The 17,757-nt window shown below is 38.4% G+C and carries 17 protein-coding genes; 7 read left to right on the top strand and 10 right to left on the bottom strand.

Going from position 1 to position 17,757, the window contains the following annotated elements; genetic code table 11:
• Positions 1 to 121: 121 nt before the first annotated feature.
• The 3 genes from lptB to AC04QZ_RS14340 all read right to left on the bottom strand — a co-directional run bounded on the left by lptB (position 122) and on the right by AC04QZ_RS14340 (position 4,079).
• Complete coding sequence (lptB, locus tag AC04QZ_RS14350; protein ID WP_108197705.1) at positions 122 to 862, bottom strand: LPS export ABC transporter ATP-binding protein; 741 nt, start codon at positions 860 to 862, stop codon at positions 122 to 124.
• Positions 863 to 950: 88 nt separating this feature from the next.
• Complete coding sequence (recJ, locus tag AC04QZ_RS14345; protein ID WP_478358305.1) at positions 951 to 2,651, bottom strand: single-stranded-DNA-specific exonuclease RecJ; 1,701 nt, start codon at positions 2,649 to 2,651, stop codon at positions 951 to 953.
• Between the two features lie 102 nt (positions 2,652 to 2,753).
• Positions 2,754 to 4,079: a sulfatase-like hydrolase/transferase gene (locus AC04QZ_RS14340; protein ID WP_478358304.1), complete on the bottom strand. Its 1,326-nt coding sequence runs from the start codon at positions 4,077 to 4,079 to the stop codon at positions 2,754 to 2,756.
• 111 nt (positions 4,080 to 4,190) lie between these two features.
• Here AC04QZ_RS14340 and AC04QZ_RS14335 point away from each other — a divergent pair, with 111 nt between their 5' ends.
• Positions 4,191 to 4,958: an MBL fold metallo-hydrolase gene (locus AC04QZ_RS14335; RefSeq protein ID WP_478358303.1), complete on the top strand. Its 768-nt coding sequence runs from the start codon at positions 4,191 to 4,193 to the stop codon at positions 4,956 to 4,958.
• A 209-nt stretch (positions 4,959 to 5,167) separates the two neighbouring features.
• On the opposite strand, the gene AC04QZ_RS14330 is transcribed toward AC04QZ_RS14335, so the two are convergent.
• Positions 5,168 to 5,755: a YceI family protein gene (locus AC04QZ_RS14330; RefSeq protein ID WP_478358302.1), complete on the bottom strand. Its 588-nt coding sequence runs from the start codon at positions 5,753 to 5,755 to the stop codon at positions 5,168 to 5,170.
• 318 nt (positions 5,756 to 6,073) lie between these two features.
• Here AC04QZ_RS14330 and AC04QZ_RS14325 point away from each other — a divergent pair, with 318 nt between their 5' ends.
• The 4 genes from AC04QZ_RS14325 (at position 6,074) to AC04QZ_RS14310 (ending at position 8,273) form a co-directional block, all read left to right on the top strand.
• Positions 6,074 to 6,523, top strand: a complete 450-nt coding sequence (locus AC04QZ_RS14325) for a hypothetical protein (protein WP_478358301.1) — start codon at positions 6,074 to 6,076, stop codon at positions 6,521 to 6,523.
• 71 nt (positions 6,524 to 6,594) lie between these two features.
• On the top strand, positions 6,595 to 7,056 hold the full coding sequence (locus AC04QZ_RS14320; protein ID WP_478358300.1) for a hypothetical protein: 462 nt from the start codon (positions 6,595 to 6,597) through the stop codon (positions 7,054 to 7,056).
• Between the two features lie 6 nt (positions 7,057 to 7,062).
• Positions 7,063 to 7,371, top strand: coding sequence for an eCIS core domain-containing protein (locus AC04QZ_RS14315; protein WP_478358299.1), 309 nt, complete (start codon positions 7,063 to 7,065; stop codon positions 7,369 to 7,371).
• Positions 7,372 to 7,679: 308 nt separating this feature from the next.
• Entirely contained in the window at positions 7,680 to 8,273 is a 594-nt protein-coding gene (locus AC04QZ_RS14310) for a hypothetical protein (protein WP_478358298.1), read from the top strand.
• 246 nt (positions 8,274 to 8,519) lie between these two features.
• On the opposite strand, the gene gcvP is transcribed toward AC04QZ_RS14310, so the two are convergent.
• The 5 genes from gcvP to AC04QZ_RS14285 all read right to left on the bottom strand — a co-directional run bounded on the left by gcvP (position 8,520) and on the right by AC04QZ_RS14285 (position 15,219).
• Positions 8,520 to 11,396 (bottom strand): aminomethyl-transferring glycine dehydrogenase, encoded by a 2,877-nt coding sequence (gene gcvP, locus AC04QZ_RS14305; protein ID WP_478358297.1) that lies wholly within the window; start codon positions 11,394 to 11,396, stop codon positions 8,520 to 8,522.
• Positions 11,397 to 11,898: 502 nt separating this feature from the next.
• A complete protein-coding gene (locus AC04QZ_RS14300) occupies positions 11,899 to 12,738 on the bottom strand; it encodes a hypothetical protein (protein WP_478358296.1) in 840 nt (279 codons plus the stop codon).
• A 72-nt stretch (positions 12,739 to 12,810) separates the two neighbouring features.
• The gene (locus AC04QZ_RS14295; protein ID WP_086549159.1) at positions 12,811 to 13,374 is read right to left on the bottom strand and encodes a hypothetical protein; all 564 of its coding nucleotides are present in this window, start codon (positions 13,372 to 13,374) and stop codon (positions 12,811 to 12,813) included.
• 106 nt (positions 13,375 to 13,480) lie between these two features.
• The gene (locus AC04QZ_RS14290; protein WP_478358295.1) at positions 13,481 to 14,377 is read right to left on the bottom strand and encodes an EamA family transporter; all 897 of its coding nucleotides are present in this window, start codon (positions 14,375 to 14,377) and stop codon (positions 13,481 to 13,483) included.
• Positions 14,378 to 14,502: 125 nt separating this feature from the next.
• Positions 14,503 to 15,219, bottom strand: a complete 717-nt coding sequence (locus tag AC04QZ_RS14285; RefSeq protein WP_478358294.1) for a pyridoxine 5'-phosphate synthase — start codon at positions 15,217 to 15,219, stop codon at positions 14,503 to 14,505.
• A gap of 83 nt (positions 15,220 to 15,302) precedes the next feature.
• On the opposite strand from AC04QZ_RS14285, the gene AC04QZ_RS14280 reads away from it, so the two are divergent.
• Positions 15,303 to 16,937: an ArnT family glycosyltransferase gene (locus AC04QZ_RS14280; RefSeq protein ID WP_478358293.1), complete on the top strand. Its 1,635-nt coding sequence runs from the start codon at positions 15,303 to 15,305 to the stop codon at positions 16,935 to 16,937.
• Between the two features lies 1 nt (position 16,938).
• Positions 16,939 to 17,319 (top strand): GtrA family protein, encoded by a 381-nt coding sequence (locus AC04QZ_RS14275; protein ID WP_478358292.1) that lies wholly within the window; start codon positions 16,939 to 16,941, stop codon positions 17,317 to 17,319.
• Between the two features lie 292 nt (positions 17,320 to 17,611).
• Here the strand turns inward: AC04QZ_RS14275 and AC04QZ_RS14270 are convergent, their stop codons facing one another.
• Positions 17,612 to 17,734 (bottom strand): hypothetical protein, encoded by a 123-nt coding sequence (locus AC04QZ_RS14270; RefSeq protein WP_010602346.1) that lies wholly within the window; start codon positions 17,732 to 17,734, stop codon positions 17,612 to 17,614.
• Between the last annotated feature and the right edge of the window lie 23 nt (positions 17,735 to 17,757).

Below are 17,757 nucleotides of genomic sequence, written 5' to 3'. Positions count from 1 at the left end.
AGCACAGATTTTTATACGGCGTAAATAATTTTATAGCAGTTTGTTTTAACATCGCGATTAGGCAACACACCAAATTAGAATTTGTTTGTCGGCAGAAATACTTTTGTTGCTGATTAATTTATTAAACATCAAATTTCTTACGTTTCAATACGAAGTTCGATCCAAGATAAACTTTTCTTACCATTTCGTTCTCTGCTAACACCTCGGGAACACCTTGTTCTAAAATTTTACCTTCAAAAAGCAGATAGGCCCTATCGGTAATGGAAAGTGTTTCCTGTACGTTGTGATCGGTAATTAAGATGCCTATATTTTTATGTTTCAGTTTGGCAACAATACTTTGAATTTCCTCTACCGCAATCGGATCTACCCCGGCAAAAGGTTCATCCAATAGAATAAAATTAGGGTTTGCGGCTAATGCACGGGCAATTTCGGTACGGCGGCGTTCACCTCCTGATAATAAATCACCACGGTTTTTACGTACTTTATGTAAACTAAACTCATTAATCAGCTCTTCGAGTTTATCTCGCTGCTCCTCCTTGCTCATTTTACTCATTTCTAAAATGGCCAGAATGTTATCCTCAACGGTAAGTTTTCTAAAAACCGATGCTTCCTGAGCCAGATAGCCGATGCCTTTTTGTGCCCTGCGGTACATCGGATCTTCGGTAATATCTTCTTCCTCTAAAAATATACGCCCCTCATTTGGTTTGATCAGGCCTACAATCATGTAAAATGAAGTGGTTTTCCCGGCCCCATTGGGACCTAAAAGACCAACAATTTCTCCCTGGCTTACATTGAAGGAAACATTATTTACAACGGTACGCTGTTTATATTTTTTAACGAGATTTTCGGCTCTTAATATCATATATTGATCTATCCGTCATCCTGAATTTATTTCAGGATCTTAAAAATTAGATGCTGAATCAAGTTCAGCATGACGATTTATTTTATAGTTAATTAACTTTTATTCCTTTAATATTTAACTGCAAGCGTTTCTTATCTCTCCACACGTTTTCTTCTAACGTATAACAAACCGAAAATGGCACTTTTGGTTGTAAAAGATTTTCAAATTCTGCCAGCCCGAATGCAATGCCTTCAAAAATAGGCGAATTTTGTTGTTTTATATTAATTTTTAAATGATTTGCACCAACAGCTATGGCATGCTGTGCGAGATATACGTTATGGGTAACAAATATAGGCGCCATATTTTCGGGTCCGAAGGGTCCCATTTGCGATAAAACGCGATAGAATTTACCATCAATCTGCGCCAGCTCAATTTCAGCATCAATCCTGATCATCGGCGTAAGCAGTTCTTCCGTGATACTAGCTGATACTATTTCTTCAAATTTATCTGCAAAGGCATCAACATTATGTTGCTGCATGGTTAAACCTGCCGCAAATTTATGCCCGCCGTATTGATCCAATAAATCGGCGCAACCGCTTAAAGCTTCGTATAAATCGAAACCCACTACCGACCGGCAAGAACCTGCTACATGTCCGTTAGATTTCGTGAGCACAATTGTTGGGCGATAATATTTTTCAGTTAAACGCGAAGCTACGATTCCGATTACTCCTTTATGCCAGTTTTCGTTAAATACAACGGTCGTTTTTTTGTTGATTAAAATATCACTTTCGCCAATTAAAGCCAGCGCCTCGCGGGTAATGTCCTGATCGTAAGTTTTACGCTCCGTATTCTTAAGGTTGATCAGTTCGCTTTGCTCTAATGCATTACTATCTACCTGGCAAAGCAACATGGCTACCGCATGTTTCGCATGGTCTATCCTTCCGGCGGCATTAATACGCGGACCTAATGTAAAAACCACATCGGTAATGCTGTAATTTTCGGTTTTGCCCGAAACTTCCATCAGGGCGCGTAACCCTTCGCATGGATTGGTATTTAATTTTCTTAAGCCGTAATAAGCTAAAATCCTGTTCTCGCCCACTACCGGAACAATATCAGCCGCGATGCTTACCATCACTAAATCTAAATATTGCAGGTAGGTTTCTTTCGGAAGCTGATGTTTTTGTGCATAAGCCTGCGCAAGTTTAAAACCAATACCGCAGCCTGCAAGTTCTTTAAAAGGATATTCGCAATCTGAACGTTTTGGATCTAAAACAGCAATGGCCTGAGGTAATTCATCTCCAGGCAAATGGTGATCACAGATAATGAAATCGACACCTAAAGTATTGGCGTAATCAATTTTATCGATAGATTTTATACCGCAATCTAATGCGATGATCAGCGAGAATCCATTTTCACTCGCATAATCAATCCCGGCCGTAGAAATCCCATAACCCTCCAAATATCGGTCAGGAATGTAATATTCTATATTTTTGGTGAGCTGAGAGAAGAAACTGAAGGCTAGTGCAACCGAGGTGGTACCATCTACATCATAATCGCCATAGATTAGTATTTTCTCCTGGGCAGCCAAGGCAGCTTCAATTCGGGCAACAGCAACATCCATATCCTTCATCATAAAAGGATCGTGCAGATGATTAAGATCTGGCCTAAAGAAATCTTTCGCCTGATCGAAATCACAGATATTACGCTGTACAAGTATTTGTGCAAGCGAGCGATCTATATTAAGTTGTTCTGCTATTTTTGTTACCTCAGCATCATTACAATCTGATGCCAGCACCCATCTTTTTTCCATTTATTCTGTCTCCGAACAGTAAATATACATTTTAATTGGATATGATGTTGGCATTCTTTGACAGGATGATGAACAAAACCTTCAAAAACAAAATGTTACATTTTACTTCGAATTTCCGGGGTAAGCCTGATAAAGCTTTATCAAATGTGCTTTCTGATCGGCATATTTGACATCATCAATTAAGTTTACACGCTCTGCCGGATCCCACGATAAATTGTAGAGCTCAGCCAGTTCTTTATCGTCTTTTTTCGTAATCCTCAGTTTCCAGTCACCATCTTTTACCCCTTCTAAAACGTAATTATGATAGTAGATGGGGCGGTGCGGTTTATTATAGTCTTTATTGGTAAGCAAAGCTGAAACCGACTCACCATCGTATACTTTTTGGGGTAATTTACTTTTGGTCCAATCGGCCAGGGTAGGGAAAACATCTAAATTTGAAATGGGTTTCGTCAACTGGGTATTGCTAAGGGTATGGCCTTTCCAGTACACAATAAAAGGAACGCGATGACCACCTTCGTAAGATATACCTTTCGAGCCTCTAAAAACGCCGGCTGAACCCACGTGGTAAAACCTGGTAAAACCATCATCGTACATGCGTTGTGGCGCATTAATCCAGGGACCATTATCACTCGTGAAGATAAAAATGGTATTATCGGCCTGTCCGGAAGCAACTACTTGTTTCCATATGGCAGCTAAACCTGCATCCATATCTTCGATCACATCACCCAGTTCGCCACCTGCGGAAGGGCTCTTCCTACTTTTCTGTGCGGCAAAAGCTACGGGTAAATGTGGCATATTTTGCGCCAGGTAAAGAAAAAATGGCTTTTTGGCCGCAGCACTTTGTTTAATAAACTTAATCGATTCCTTGGTGTAAGAACTCGTTAAAATACTATCATGAGGTTTGTAAATCTCTGGTTTATTATTTCTAAAAATCTTGATTGTGGTATCGGTTTTGACATAAGGAGCCCTGTAATCGTGGCTATACAACAGGCCATAAAATTCATCAAAGCCTTTTTTATTTGGCAACGAAACACCATGATCGCCCAAATGCCATTTGCCCACTAAAGCAGTGGCGTAACCCGATTGTTTCAGCATCTGCGCAATGGTAACTTCATCTTCAGGTATTCCGCGTTTATCACCAGGCCCAATTGGCCATGGCAAATCCATCCTGCTGCAATATCTTCCTGTAAGCAATGATGCCCTCGATGGTGTACAGGTTGGTGAAGTAGTAACAAAGTTGGTGGCTTTTATTCCTTTAGCCGCCATTCCATCTAAAAACGGTGTTTTAATCAGCGGACTTCCATAACATGAAATATCAGCATAGCCCATATCATCGGCCAATACAATAATTACATTTGGTTTTTGCTGTGCTTTTAACTGTGTAGAAAAACTGATCGCCAGCAGAAGAATTAAGATTCGAAAATTCATGCCTGAAATTTAAGCATCATATTTTACAAAAAAAGGAAGTATCCAAGCTTTTACCAAAACAATACTCAAGTTTAGATTATTACCTTTGTAGAAACATTAAAGATCGATATTTTGCAAGTTCACACCCTATTCGAAGGCACCTATTCTGTTGATGCAACAAAGAAATTTGTTCCTTTCGACCCAGCCATACATCATTTTAAAGACAGACCCGCATCGCTATTTATTAACGTTCAGCCTTTTTTAGTTGAACTGAAGAATGATTTGATTCTTTTTGACACAGGTTTAGGATTTAGTGATGACCATGGCGAACTCATTTTACACAAAAACATCCGCAATGCAGGTTTCGATCCTACTGATATAACCAAGGTATTAATGTCGCACTTACATTACGATCACTCTGGGGGTATGATTCATAAACAGGGGAACGATAAAGTGGAACTTAGCTTTCCTGATGCAGAGTATGTAATAAACCGTGGCGAATGGGAAACGGCTTTTAGCAGTACCTCATCTTCTTACCACACCGATATTTTCGATTTTGTTCAGCGTAACGCACAATTAAAATTTGTAGAAGGTGATGGCGCATTGGATGAAACCATTGCTTACGAATTTACAGGCGCCCACTGCCCTAATCACCAGGTTTTCCTTTTAACTGAAGGCAAACAAAAAGTATTTTTTGGAGGCGATGTTTTGCCAGAGCCTGAGGAACTGGTTAAAAATTTTATTGCCAAATACGATTTCGATGGCCGCAAGGCGATGGAATTACGTAAAGAATTTGGTAAAAGAGCGGCCGAAGAAAACTGGGAGTGTTTATTCTACCATGGCAAAAGTGCCGCAACCGGCTTTGTAGATGCCGTTGAGGGTGGATTTAGGATAAGGTAGGTTTAGGGTTTAGGGTTTAGGGTTTAGGGGAAACAGACCTATAGTGGATTTAGTATCAGTTGAGGCTAAGCCGGCAATTTATTATTTTCCTTTTATTGCCTATAATTTCATTGTTGCCTGCTTCAGCTGGCACATCACAAAAAAGGTCCCGATAAACATCGAGACCTTTCGCTTTTCAAGCCCTCCCATTAAAGAAGGGGTTGGTTGGATTATTTTTTTGCTACTAATTTCACAGCTAATTCGAAGTTATCATCAATTGCTTTGTCGCCAATGCTATCGAAGAATGATTTAGAACCGTAACGGATATCATATTTAGTTCTGTCAACAGTGATTTTTCCAGCTAAAGCAGAAACAGTACCATCTGCATTTACAGTTACAATTGCAGGGAAGCTTAATGGTTTAGTAATGCCTTTGATGGTTAAGTTACCTGTTACGGTTAGGTTTGCACCTGAACCAGCCACTTTAGTAATTACAAAAGTTGAAGTTGGGAATTTAGCAGCACCGAAGAAATCATCTGCTTTTAAGTGACCTTCTAATTTAGCACTACCATCTGCATCTTTGATAGAGTTCATATCGATAGTAAAAGTACCACCAGTTACAGTTTTACCATTAACGGCTAAAGTACCTGATTGCAATGCGATTGTTCCATTGTGAGAACCTGTTACTTTTTTACCGATCCAGGTAATGGTCGATTTTGCTGCATCTACAGTATAAGTTACTGGTTTAGTAGGGTTTTTAAAAGCTGACAATGCTACAACTGCCACTAATAAAAAAATTGAGCTAATTTTTAATTTCATTTTCTGGTTTTTTATAATTTGATACAAATATAGATTAACACCCGATCTCCTGTTGTTGACCTATGTTAAGTTTTTTCAAAAATAATCGGATTTATTTAAAATCATTCTATTGACTGCACAATTATAGCAATGGTTTAATTTGTTTACTTTTTTATGTGAATATAGAAAGGTATAAGGCCGAAGGTTTAAGGTAGAGGGTTTGCTTGGCATCGCCTAAAAAATGCAAACATTTACTACCTGCCTATCATGCTCAATTTTATTCTATACTGTTCATAGAAAAAATAATCTTCTATATTTGGAAAACAATATCAGACGCTCATGAAAATCAAAATTTACACCTCATTATATTTATTCAGCTTATTATTCATTGCAACAAGCTGTAATTTCAACAGTGCATATTTAAACCGCGAAGAAGATAAAAAAGAAGGGGAGAAAGTAGCCGATCAGTTTTACGCGCTACTTCAGCAAAAAGATTTGAAAAAATTAAGTCCGATCCTGAGCAATCAATTTAAAGCAGTAACCAGTACACAAAAGTTACATGACTATTTAACCGGAACTATAAACAAGTTAGGCGAAATAAAAAGCAAAAAATTAGATCACTGGGAAACGAAAGTAATCAGAGGCTCAAATCCATCTGCAAATTATGTACTATATTATGTTGTAGAAAGGGCAAAATTTCAGGCAAAAGAAACCGTTACCTTAACCGCAGAAAACGATCAGATTAAAGTTTTAGGCTACAATGTTAATTCTGAAGGTTTATTTAAATAGGAAGTATTTTATAACCCTAACAACATTTATTAAGGAAATTACATTTACCGTAAATGACTTATCCTAAAATAATGTCACCGTTCAAATATAAATTTTCAACTGCAATTAGCCGTCCCATCAACGAAAGTGGATATGCAAAAGAAATCCAGGTAGTGAAAGAATATATAGACGAAAGAAAGGGAAACATTATTTTAAAGAACAACTACGAACTTACCTTTAAGGGTAGTTATTCCAAGTGGAGGGGAGATATTTGCACTACAGTAGAAACAGGTAGTTTTACCATTAGTGAAAAAGGAGGAAAACTAAACCTTATTTACCGTATCCAAATAGATCCGGCTATGGTCTATCTTACTGCTATTGGTTTGACATTTTTGATTATATTTCATCAAGCTTGGTTCATTGGTATGCCCTTTATTTGGCTTGGAGGAGTGAATTGGATCACCACTTTAACAAGAAATAATTCGATGATGTACAATATCGCTTTTGAGATCGACAAACTGAGCCATAATATAAGCCCAAAACCGTTAACATAACTCAAAATGCCAAAGAAAAATTTACCCGATAATTTAAAAAATGGCATTGAAGCACTTTCAGGTATTTCAATGGATGGAGTGAAAGTACACACGAATTCGGATAAACCTGCGCAATTAAATGCTTTAGCCTATGCCCAGGGTGCTGATATTCATGTAGCAGCTAATCAAGAAAAACATGAGGCATGGCATGTGGTTGAACAGAAACAAGGCAGGGTTAAACCAACGGCTCCGTTAAAACCTAACATAAATATTAATGATAATGCGGGTTTAGAAAAAGAAGCCGATGAAATGGGGGCAAAAGCAACCAATATTTAATCATGGTGTCCGAGTTGCTCATAGCTCTCACCTAATTAAATATTGCTCCCACCTATTTGGTTTGACTTCAAACCTTTCATTCTTAAACCTGACAGCAGCGAAAATCCTTTTTGGTTTGCAGCCAATCCTGACAGTACCTACAAAAAGATTGAAGCGAATGGCAGGGCTGCAAGCACCGATGAAAAACTGACATTCATTTCTAAAAAAAATCTGCAAGCTTTATAAAATGAATTCATAAAACTTGCAGATGAATAGAATATAAAAACATATACTTTATGGAATACGAGTTTTACCAACATCAATAAAATATGAAAAAAGCAACAATCCTTTTAATATTTTTCACACTATCTAGCTTTGTAACACTAGCACAAAAGTCGTCAAAAAGCGAAAAACAATTTCTGGAGTGGTTTTTTATAAAAAACTTAAAAATCAAAGATGATCATATACTTTATGTCTCAAAAAGTTCGGTTTATGCTATTAAAGAGATGAAGAAGTATTTTGACAAAGACACTTTAACAGGCTTAATTTTAAGCAGGAAAATAACGGTTGCTCCCCAAATTATTTACACCAAAAATGAAAGGAAATACGTGGGGCGTAAAATAGAAAAATTAGAAACTGAAACTTTACCGGACAATATCTTACCATTTGCGAAAATCATAAGCTCAGATACCTTAAATCATATTTTCAACGATCGAACCAAGGGTTGGAATTACGCTTATAAAAAAGGAATTAAGGGCTATTACCATTTTACCAAACCCATTTTTTTCAGAAATGGCACACTCTGCATTTTTGACTATGGCTATGGTTGTGGTAATCTATGTGGATATGGAAATACCAGCGTTTATAAAAAAACAGATGATGGCTGGATCTTGTGTCTACAGTTAGATAACTGGATAAGTTAATTTGCTTATAGAGATCAATTTTTGATGACTGAGTAATCTTAACAAGGTTCTTACTTCAATTCTAAACCCAAAGAAAAACAACATTCATTGGCAAAAAAAATCTGCAAGCTTTATGAAATGAATCCATAAAACTTGCAGATGAATAGAATATGTTCGTGGCGACACGAACCTAGGCGGCGTTTTGAGGGGAAATATGGCGATGGAAAGAAAAACCTTAAACCCTCTACCTTTCCGCCTTCTACCTCACTAAGGTACGATCTCTTCCAGGTAACTTTCAATTGGCGGACAAGCACAGATTAATGCCCTATCCCCATGACTATCGTTAACACGACCAACTGAAGGCCAGAACTTGCGCTCTAACACATAAGGAAGCGGAAACGCAGCTGTTTGACGGCTGTAAGCATGATCCCATTCGTTAGCGGTAATTACCGAAACGGTATGCGGCGCATTTTTCAATGGGTTATCAACCTTATCTAAAGTACCGTTTTCTACTGCGGTAATTTCGTTTTTAATCGCGATTAAGGCATCACAGAAACGATCTAACTCATGTTTAGGCTCTGATTCTGTAGGCTCAACCATTAAAGTTCCTGCAACCGGGAATGATACTGTTGGTGCGTGGAAACCATAATCCATTAAACGTTTTGCAATATCTGTAACTTCGATTCCGAAAGCTTTGAACGAACGGCAATCTAAAATCATCTCGTGTGCACAACGGCCCTGAGCACCTGAATAAAGTACAGGATAATGTTGCTCTAAACGCGCTTTCATGTAGTTTGCGTTGAGAATCGCATATTTAGTAGCGTTGGTTAAACCTTCAGCACCCATCATCGCAATATAAGCGTGAGAAATGATCAGGATTGAAGCCGAACCCCATGGTGCAGATGAAACTGCGGAAATTGATTTTCCCTTATCAATATCAACCACAGCGTGGCCAGGAAGGTAAGGAACCAGGTGTTTAGCCACACCAATTGGGCCCATACCCGGACCACCACCACCGTGAGGGATACAGAAAGTTTTGTGTAAGTTTAAGTGACAAACATCGGCACCGATATTAGCCGGACTTGTTAAACCAACCTGTGCATTCATGTTTGCACCATCCATATAAACCTGTCCACCGTTAGCGTGGATGGTTTCGCAAATTTCGATAATGCTTTCTTCGAACACCCCGTGGGTAGATGGATAAGTTACCATCAAACACGACAGGTTATCTTTGTGTAATTCTGCTTTTGCTTTTAAATCTTCAACATCGATATTACCGTTTTCTAAAGATTTAACCACAACAATTTTCATATCTGCCATTGCTGCAGAAGCAGGGTTTGTTCCGTGAGCCGAAGCAGGAATTAAGGCTACGTTACGGTGGAAATCGCCTCTATCCTGGTGATAAGCGCGGATAACCATTAAGCCGGCATATTCGCCCTGAGCACCAGCATTTGGCTGTAAACTCATTGCCGCGAAACCGGTAATTTCACTTAACCATTTATCAAGCTCATTGAAAACAGAATAGTAACCCAATACCTGATCAGCAGGCGCAAATGGGTGTACACGACCGAAGTGAGACCAGGTAACCGGAATCATTTCTGCCGTGGCATTTAATTTCATGGTACAGCTTCCCAAAGCAATCATCGAGTGGCAAAGTGATAAATCTTTTGCCTCTAACGATTTGATATAACGCAACATTTCATGTTCCGAATGGTGCGCATTAAAAATTGGGTGTGTTAAATAAGCTGAAGTACGTTGTAAAGCTGATGGAATAACGGTTTCTACATTTTCTGCTACCTCAACCTGATCAGCAGCAATAGCTTTAACTTTAGCAAAGATTTTAGCAATCAAAGCTACATCTTCGAAAGTGCTGGTTTCGTCAAACGAAATGGTTGCAACGTTACCAACATAGTTTAAGTTGATTTCGTTATCGATACATCCTGAATGGATACCACCTTTTAAATCGCCTAAATCGAAACGAATGGTATCAAAATAAGCTGAGTTTAACTGCTCAAAACCTAAACCTTTTAAGGTAGAGGCCAGGCTGATGGCCAAACCATGTGTACGTTCTGCAATCGCTTTTAATCCTTTCGGACCGTGATAAGCAGCATAAAAACCAGCCATAATGGCCAATAATGCCTGTGCAGTACAGATGTTTGAGGTTGCTTTATCTCTACGGATGTGCTGCTCGCGGGTTTGCAAAGCCATACGTAAAGCGTAATCGCCATGGCTATCGATAGTTACACCGATAATACGACCCGGGATATTACGTTTATATTCTTCTTTAGTGGCAAAAAATGCAGCATGTGGTCCACCAAAGCCCATTGGTATACCTAAACGCTGGGTAGTACCTACCACTACATCAGCTCCCCATTCGCCCGGAGGCGTTAACAAGGTTAAGCTTAAAATATCGGCAACTACCGTTAATTTAATATTTTGATTGTGCAATGCCGATGCGAAATCCTTGTAATCGAAAACCTCACCGTTTCCTGCCGGGTATTGAACAATTGCACCGAAGAAATCTTCAGTAGCTACGAAATCTAAGTGACTACCGATAACCAGTTCAATGCCGTAAGGATTAGCACGTGTTTTTAAAATATCGATCGTTTGAGGGAAAAGCAATGCTGAAACGAAGAACTTCTTAGCCGCCTGGTTTTTACGCAAACTATATTGCATAAACATCGCCTCAGCAGCAGCAGTACCTTCATCCAATAAAGATGCATTGGCAATTTCCATTCCGGTTAAATCGATAACCATCGTTTGGAAATTTAACAAAGCCTGTAAACGACCTTGAGCAATTTCTGCCTGATATGGTGTATATTGCGTATACCATCCTGGGTTTTCGAATACGTTACGTAAAATTACACCCGGCGTAATGGTATCATAATAACCTTGTCCGATAAAGCTTTTGAAAACTTTATTCAACAATGAAGTTTGTTTTAAAGCACCAAGATATTCAGTTTCTGATTTCGCTGCAGGCAAGTTTAAAGGCTGTTTTAACCTGATTGCCGTCGGAACAGTTTGTTCTATCAGCTCATCAATAGAATTTACGCCAACAGTTTGCAACATTTCGGCTGTATCTGCCTCATTTGGCGCAATATGACGATTTTGAAAATCTTCCTTGTAATGGATATTTAAGCTCATGCGGTATGAATAATAAATTTGCGTGCAAAGGTAGCAAAAACGAAGCTGTATTTTGCTATATATCAGTGTAAAAAAGGTGTCCTATTTACACTTAAAAGCGACAAAATAGGTAGATTTTATACGCAAGGCAAAAGACAAACGTTTGTTCGTTTTTATTTAAGGTGTAATTATTTAGAAAGCAGTGGCTGTACTAAAATTTAAGTTTGTTCCCGCTATCCGCTACAATCTTTTTGTTACTCCCTGTCATGTTGAGTTGCTGCAAACAAAAAGGATTTTCGCTACTATCGGGTTTAAAAACATAAGTAGCTGCAAGAAACCAAGGTTCATATTTCGTGAGGTGGCTATTTTTTTCGATAGAAATAAACCCTGCCTCCAATATATCCCACATCGTTGCGACGCACTGATTTCAGATCTTTATCCAACTGATCGGTTTCTTTGATGTCACCAAAGTGAATTACAGGTCTTATATATTTTTGCAAAACACCGTCAAAAACCATTGACACTACCACTGATCCTGATTTTTGCTCTGGCAATCTGTAACTATAAAAAGTTCTTCGCAGGCATCAAATGGGGTAATTAGATCTACGTTGGCCCATTGTCCACCATGATCGGCATAACCAAGTTTATTTACTGATCGTTCCGGCCAGGGTCCATTATTAAATAAATAATCTTTAAATAATACTATGGCAACTTTAATTTCAATCAATCTTCCACTGAAGAGTCCATTTGAAAAGCTTTTTTTTGCTACGAAAAAACTATCCAACTCCTTATTTAAACCATCCGCGTTAGATCTTTTAAACAGACCTCCTCTGCCCACATTAAATCCGATATAATTAGTATTAGCTAAACTGCCCTTTGAAATTTTTCCTTCCTTAACTTTAGCCTTGATCACATCTTGCAAATCTTTCGAAAATTTCTCATATCCTTCTCTGGGTTCTGGGGGAAGGGCCATCGAAATAAAATCATAAACTGTATCAGGATGAAAATACTTAACATAAACCATGGCGCTATCTAAGTAATCATCGAAAAAAACATTCCCCTCCAATCTAAGCGCTTTTTGTCCTTTTAATGATTTATTCAATTGAACATTGAGCAAGGTTACTTTAGTTTTAGGTAACATTTTATTAATGTCACTGAGCAGTTCATACCGATCAAAATCTTTATTAGATTGTATCTTAAAAGCACTTTTTAAACTCCTGACATTTGTACCGGCTAAACACTTTTCAAGTACTTTTTTAACTTGTAGCAAAGTATTATCAAGCCGATTTTCTTCATAAATGGATTGCCCAAAAGCCGAGCATAACGTGACGGATAGCAATAGTACTAAAACACTCCTTTTCATACTACCTGGGCTAATTTTTTGAAGAAAATTTCACTTATTATGGCTTTGGCCTTTCAACTTTAGTCTTTCAACCTATTTCTGCACCTTCCAGCCTTCATCTTTACTCAACTTTAATTTATAGGTTTTGGTAATGAAGTTGCTGTTTTTATTGGCGTCCTTATCAAAGGGTTCGAAATCGGTACTTGTCATTTTAAGTGACACGGTAACTTTTGCCGTACTCGAATTAACCTGCGAAAAATCTACAGGCTTTTCATCGGCCAAAACATATTCTACCACTTTTACGGTTGCTTTATCGCCATCCTGCTTTAAAACCAATGGACTCGCTTTATCGGTTAAGGTAATCTGGTAAACGAAACTGCTATCTTTTGAAAGGAATTTCTTTTTAGCTGCTTTCAAATCCAATGTCACCAGGCCTTTGCTGGCTAAAGTTTTATATTTACCCAGTTCAAACATATCGTTTGTACTGTTAAACTTTATTTCCCCAAAGTTGAAACGTGTAGTTTTATACTCAGGATTAGCTTTTAAATAATCAGTGATTACCGCTCCGGCCTCATCCTGGTTAATGGTGGTTTTGTTTTTACATCCGGCTAAACCGATAATGATAAAGGATAAAATATAAATAGTTAGTTTTTTCATGTTTAAATGCTTTATGCTTTTTAAAGATATTTATTTTTTTGATAAGTCGGAGGTCAGGAGTCGGAAGATTATTATTTCGAAAAATAACCATATACCTTCAACCTTCCTACCCTCTACCTTTTTTCAAATATTTTAAATTAGGCAAAACCATCGCCGATAAAATTACCACCACACCAACCCACCTTAAAAACGATACTTGCTCTTGCAATACAAAACCAGCCATCATTACAGCAACAGGCAATTCTGCCGCGCTTAATATCGAACTCATGGCTGTTCCAATTCTGGGCACACCTTCAGCAAAAAATAAAGGTGGAATTACCGTGCCGAAAACCGAGATGATTAATCCCCATTTCAATAAACTTCCGTTTAAAGCACCGTTATATAAAAATGTTGGTGGAAAAATAATAAAGATGAGGATGCAGGCACCGGTAATCATCAGGGCGCTTTTTTGCAGTGGTGCATATTCGTTTCCGATTCTGCCACTTAGCAACAAAAAGCCGGCATAACAGATTGCCGCCAGTAAGCCAAAACCTATACCCTTTAAATCCATACTTTCGATACTTGTTTCGGCCATTCCGCTCGCTAAAACCGTACCGCCTAAAACCAATAAAATGGCAAAAAGTTGTAAACCCGTAGGTTTCTTTTTAAAGATCAGGTATTCCATTAAAATACTCATCCAGATAAACTGCATCAGCAAAATAATGGCAACAGAGTTGGGTACAAGCTTTACACATTGATAGTAAAAGATGCTGACTAAGCCTGTACAGGTTCCGGCTAACACCATTTTCCACCAGGGTGTTTTGGCAACAATCGCTTTGGCTTTGTAACTGGCGGTTCTACGCTGAAAGAAAAACAGCACCCATAAAATTACAGCCCCGAAAAAAGCCTGCGCCCCGGTAACATCGCCTAAAGTATAACCCTCGTGATAGGCCAGTTTAACAAAAGTAGAAAGGATGCCAAAACTACAGGCACCAAAAAAAACAAGGAGAATTCCTTTTAACATATATTTCGTTATTTAACCGCTAAGGGCGCTAAGTGTTTCGCAAAGAAGCTCAAGGCATCATTAAAAGATGCACCCAACTTTGCGTTGCTTTGCGTCATTTTTCTTTGCAGTGTTTGCGGTTATAACTAAGCCAGCTGTTGTAAATATTTCTGAATGGTAGTTTCCAGCCCCAAATAAAGCGCATCGCTAATTAAAGCATGACCAATTGAAACTTCCAATAATCCCGGGATACTCTGTGCGAAATAATGCAGGTTATGTAAATCGAGATCGTGCCCCGCATTAATTCCCAAGCCGAGTTTATTGGCATGGTGCGCTGCAGCAATATAACTTACAATTGCTTTTTCGCGGTCGGCAAAATAATTATGTGCATAGGCCTCCGTGTACAATTCAATCCGGTCTGTTCCGGTTTCTACAGCGCCTTCAACCATTTCTACCTGCGGATCAACAAAAATAGAAACACGGATGCCTTCTTTCTGGAAAACGCCTACCATTTCTTTCAGGTAATCTTTATGTTTAAGGGTATCCCAACCGTGATTTGAAGTAATCTGACCTTCAGCATCGGGCACTAAAGTCACCTGGGCAGGTTTATTGGCCAAAACCAGGTCAACAAATTTATCTTCCTTACAATTTCCTTCAATATTAAATTCAGTAGCAATAACTGCTTTTAAATCGTAAACATCCTGATAACGAATATGGCGTTCATCCGGGCGCGGATGCACGGTAATTCCCTGCGCGCCGAAACGTTCGCAATCTAATGCAACCTTAACCAGATCAGGATTATTACCACCACGGCTATTGCGGAGTGTAGCAATTTTATTGATATTAACCGATAACTTTGTCATGCAGCAAAGATAAGGCTTTGCCCCTGTTAATCTTAAACCTTAAAAAAATTTGACTTTTTTTTGCTCATATTTGCTTCCTGTAAATGAACCCGAAGGACACCAGATTATATAAAATATTAATTGCGCTAATTGCAGCGGTGAGTACCCTGGCACTTTTTGGTGGCGTAATGGAACCTGATTCGGCACTTTATGCTTCTATCGCCAAAAATATGGTGTTGAGGAACGATTGGGTGAATATTTATGTACGTGGTGCCGATTGGTTAGACAAACCACATTTAACCTTTTGGCTGGCAGCTGCATCTTTTAAAATCTTTGGCATTACCGCTTTTGCATACAAACTTCCTTCTTTTTTGTTCGGCTTATGGGGTGCCTGGTATGTTTACAAACTCGCAAAAGATATTTATGGCGAAAAAACAGGGTTAATGAGTGCGCTGATTTTTTTAAGTTCCCTGCATATCCTCATTTCCACTTTTGATGTCCGCGCAGAGGTTTATATCACCACCTTTACCTTAGCAGCTATTTATCATTATTACAAAGCACATCAGAGCACTTTCTGGCACATTGTTGCAGGTTCTTTTTTCGCGGCCTGTGCCATTATGATTAAAGGCATATTTGTCTTGATTCCGGTTTTTGGAGGTTTTATTATTTACTGGTTATTAACCCGTCAGTTTAAACAGCTGTTGAAACCAAAATGGTGGCTGGCCATTATCCTCATTTTCATTTTTATCATTCCGGAATTATATACTTTATATGTTCAGTTTGATTTGCACCCCGAGAAAGTGGTATTCGGAAAAACCGGCGTTTCGGGCTTAAAATTTTTCTTCTGGGATAGCCAGTTTGGGCGCTTTTTTAACAACGGCCCAATAAAAGGTAAAGGGGATATTTCATTCTTTTTGCACACTACCCTTTGGGCATTTTTACCCTGGTCGGTATTGTTTTATGCGGCGGTGGTAAATCTTTTCAAAAAGAAAAACCGAAGTGATTTACCTGCAGAAAGCATCATGATCTGGACCAGTGCGGCGATTACTTTTCTGTTGTTTTCATTGTCCAAATTTCAGTTACCACATTATATCCTGATTATTCTGCCACAGTTTGCCATCATAACGGCCTTGTATTTACAGAAGTTGGAAGGCAAAGCCCTAAAAGTATTTTGGTATACACAGAGTGGAATATTATTCATCTTATTGGTCTGCTTAATTGGTATTGGCTATTATTCAGGCTTCAATTTTGGCTATTATATCATTGCATTTCCATTTGTGGGTTCAATTCTTGGGATTTTCCGTAAGATAAGCCTGCAATCGCTTATAATCAGGAGTATAGTTGTTGCAGCAACAATCATGATTTTTCTCTCGGCATTTTTCTACCCATCAGTTTTGAAATATGAATCTGGCATGCAGGCAGGGATCTGGTTAAAAGAAAATTATCCGAAGGCCAAAGCTGCAGTATTGATGTATCCTGATGCGTATTCTTTCGATTTTTATGCCAATGGCGAACCCAAATACTTCTGGAGCTACGAGGATCTCAACCAATCGAAAGATGAAAAGGATCTGATTATCTATACTCCGGCATCAGAACTGGGAAGGTTAAAAACAGAATACCATGCCGAAGTGTTAAAATCTTTTGAATATTACCACATCACAAAGCTTACTGGAAAATTTATCAACGCCAAAACTCGTCCACAGGTTTTAGAACAGTTTTATTTGGTTAAAATACATTAACATGGATTTATTTTTCCGCATCTTAAAATTTGGATTAACAGGTTTCCTCGGAATGGCAATCGATTTCGGGGCCACCTGGTTATGTAAGGAGAAAATCAAGATAAACAAATACATCGCTAATGCCATCGGCTTTACCTTGGCGGTAACCAATAACTACCTCATTAACCGCGTATGGACATTCCAAAGCACCAATAGTCATTGGGGAACGGAATTCAGCAAATTTTTAGTGGTGAGTTTAATTGGTTTGGGGCTAAACACCTTTATCATTTACCTGTTCCATCAAAGGAAAAATGGCACTAATTTTTATGTGGCTAAATTTTTTGCGATTTTAATTGTTTTTGTGTGGAATTTCTTAGCGAATATGCTGTTTACGTTTAGGTAATTTTCCTTTCACCATTAAGGTCATTAAGAATAGATCAACATAGCTTGCCAAATCCTATTATTATTGAACCACCTTAGTCACCTGAGTGCACCTGAGTTTCAAGCTTTAGAAAATATTTAAAGTAAGGTCCTGAAACAAGCTCAGGATGACGCTTGCCTTAGTACACTTAATTATGCAATTGGTAGGATACGAATGAACTAATGACAAATGAACTAATGACAAATGAACCAATGACCAATGACCAGTGACCAGTGACCAGTGAACAAATGAACTAATAACCAAATGAACTAATTTAAGTAACGTTTTTGCCAATAAAGTAGAATACCACAAGCCATATTAATCCTTTAATCAGGAAGAATAAAAACCCAATCAGCCCTACCCGCTTAAACCATAATTTTACTTTTTCTTTGTTCATGGCGATGTTTGTAAAGATAATGG

Source organism: Pedobacter folensis (genome assembly GCF_056490665.1).
This window is presented reverse-complemented; position numbering and strand designations above follow the sequence as displayed.